Below are 1,570 nucleotides of genomic sequence, written 5' to 3' on the forward strand. Positions count from 1 at the left end.
CGCCATGAGGTGCGGTAGACGAGTTCGATCTTCAACGTCGACCAGAAGTTCTCCATGAGGGCGTCGTAGCTGTCGCCGACGGACCCCATCGAGGGCAGGATCCCGTTGTCGGCCAGGCGTTGCGCGAAGCGGAACGACGTGTAGTTACCGGTTTCAACCAGTCCTTGCAACACCGCTGTCCTACGTGGACGGTAACAGGTCATTGAGGGCTTCGCCCGGCGTTCTCCACCCGAGTGCTTTGCGTGGCCGGCTGTTCAATGTTGCCGCCACCGCCGCGAGTTCGCCGGTGTTCCAGCGGGCCCGGTCCGTACCCTTGGGAAAGTACTGCCGGAGCAGCCCGTTGGTGTTCTCGTTAGTGCCGCGCTGCCACGGACTGTGCGGGTCGGCGAAGTAGACCTGCACGCCGGTGTCGATCGTTAGCTTCGCGTGCTGGGCGAGTTCTTTGCCGCGATCCCACGTGAGCGTGCGACGCAACTGCTCGGGCAGAGCGGTGATCGTCGCGGCGATCGCTTCGCGGACGGCTTCGGCGCCGTGCCCGGCCAGGGCCGGGCCGTTCTTCGACCGCGCTTCGGCGCCCCATCCGTCCATGCGGGGCAGGTGCAGCAGCATGGTGAAGCGGGTGGTTCGTTCCACGAGGGTGCCGATCGCGGACCTGTCCAGCCCGATGATCAGGTCACCTTCCCAGTGCCCCGGCACGGCCCGGTCCTCGACCTCGGCCGGCCGTTGGCTGATCATCACTTCGGGGGTGACCATGCCGTCGCGGCGTTGCCTGGCCCGGGCGCGCGGCACCCGCAGTGCCCGGCCGGTGCGCAGACACGCGACCAGTTCACGCTTCAGCGCGCCTCGGCCCTGGATGAACAGCGACTGGTAGATCGCCTCATGCGAGATGCGCATGGACTCATCATCCGGGAAGTCGAGCTTCAACCGGTTGCTGATCTGTTCCGGGCTCCAGGCGGTGACCCAGCGACGGTCTTCCCGGCGGGGCTTGTTTCGTCCCTTCCAGGCCCGAGCCGTCGGCCCGGCCACGAGTTCTCCGCCGGCCCGGCGCACCGCTCCGGACAGTCGGTCCTGCACGTATTCGCGCAGCCGAGGATTGGACACCAGCTTGGCGGTCTTCGGACGCTTGGCCGCCTGTTGCGCCTTCCACTGCGCCACCGTGGCCCGATACTCCTGCTTGCCGGCCCGGGTCGCCGCGTTACGCCGCAACTCACGCGAGATCGTCCCCGCATCGCGTCCGATCCTGCGGCCGATCTCACGCACGCCCTGGCCCTGCGCCCGCAGCAGCGCGATCTCCTCGCGTTCGGCGAAGGACAGATAGCGGCCCGAAGGCTCGTCCAAGCTGATCGGTGGCATGCCGCCAGCGTGACGAAACCACCGCGATCCAACTGGCCACGACACGCCAACAGCAAGCGCGGCCTCGACCGTCGTGACCCCCGTCGCGATCAGTCGCCAGAACTGCCGCTGCACAGCGCGCGAAGGCTCAGGCCGACCCGGCGACCGCATCGGCGCCCGCAGCGCCCGGTCCGCCGCCCACTGCCTCCGCGCCCCTTCCGGCACCTGCTCCAGCTTG

1 protein-coding gene and 1 pseudogene are annotated in these 1,570 nt (G+C 68.3%); both read right to left on the reverse strand.

All coding sequences use genetic code 11. The features are described from left to right. Positions 1-143, reverse strand: a pseudogene (locus ABZ795_RS28705) (IS3 family transposase); the annotation flags it as partial. Positions 144-180: 37 nt separating this feature from the next. Continuing rightward, positions 181-1,503, reverse strand: a complete 1,323-nt coding sequence (locus ABZ795_RS28710) for an IS30 family transposase (RefSeq protein ID WP_357532637.1) — start codon at positions 1,501-1,503, stop codon at positions 181-183. Positions 1,504-1,570 lie beyond the last annotated feature (67 nt).

The sequence above is a fragment of the Micromonospora sp. NPDC047134 genome, assembly GCF_040643455.1.
Taxonomy (GTDB): Bacteria; Actinomycetota; Actinomycetes; order Mycobacteriales; family Micromonosporaceae; genus Micromonospora.

What these genes read in the sequence shown, in the direction of transcription:
- ABZ795_RS28710 (WP_357532637.1), bottom strand. Translation starts at nt 1,503, where the DNA reads ATGCGGTCGCCGGGTCGGCCTGAGCCTTCGCGCGCTGTGCAGCGGCAG.